The 719-nt window shown below is 38.8% G+C and carries 1 protein-coding gene; it reads right to left on the reverse strand.

Going from position 1 to position 719, the window contains the following annotated elements; genetic code table 11:
- Window positions 1–22 precede the first annotated feature (22 nt).
- The gene (locus CXF62_RS01450; RefSeq protein WP_102092636.1) at window positions 23–679 is read right to left on the reverse strand and encodes an IS1595 family transposase; all 657 of its coding nucleotides are present in this window, start codon (window positions 677–679) and stop codon (window positions 23–25) included.
- Between the last annotated feature and the right edge of the window lie 40 nt (window positions 680–719).

Here is a 719-nt window from a genome sequence, read left to right on the forward strand (position 1 = left end):
AAGGGGCTGTAGTAGATAAGGATTAAATATCACACCATTTTCTCAAGGTTTTCAGCTGATTAGATGGTGAGCCATAGTTGAATCTAAACTCGCACTCTTTTAAAAACAAATGGAAGTTCTTCTTATTGATCCCATTATACTTTCTGAGTGTTCGTTTGGACTGATTCCAGAAGTTCTCAATGCCATTGATGTGATTGTTCTTACCGCAAATGAACTCTATAGAGTGATTGACTCTGAAATGTTTAAACTCACTCACATCTAATGCATTGTAACTTCGATAGCTATCCGTATAAACAAAGCTGTCAGGCTTGATTTTACGCTTAATAACAGGCATTAGGGTAGTCTGTTTGGTGCCTGCTACGACAATGGTATAAACCTTACCGTTTCGTTTTAGAATACCAAATACAGCGGTTTTACCAGCTGCCCCGCGACCTCTTTTGCCTTTGCGTACACCGCCAAAGTAACTTTCATCTAATTCGACCTCACCATCAAAAAGCTCATCAGCTTCTAATGAGAGATGGTAATCTATCACAAGTCTTATTTTATGATAAAAAAGTGCAGCAGTATTAGGCTGAATATCAAGCAAATCTGCGGCTGTTCTAGCAGTCACTTCAGCCGTAAAAAACTCTAACAGCCTTCGCTGTGCTTTTTTACTTAGTTTACAACGGGTTATCTTCATAAAAGTAGTCTAGCATAGTGCTTATCTACTACAGCCCCTA

This window comes from Psychrobacter sp. MES7-P7E (genome assembly GCF_002863645.1).
Classification (GTDB): Bacteria; Pseudomonadota; Gammaproteobacteria; order Pseudomonadales; family Moraxellaceae; genus Psychrobacter.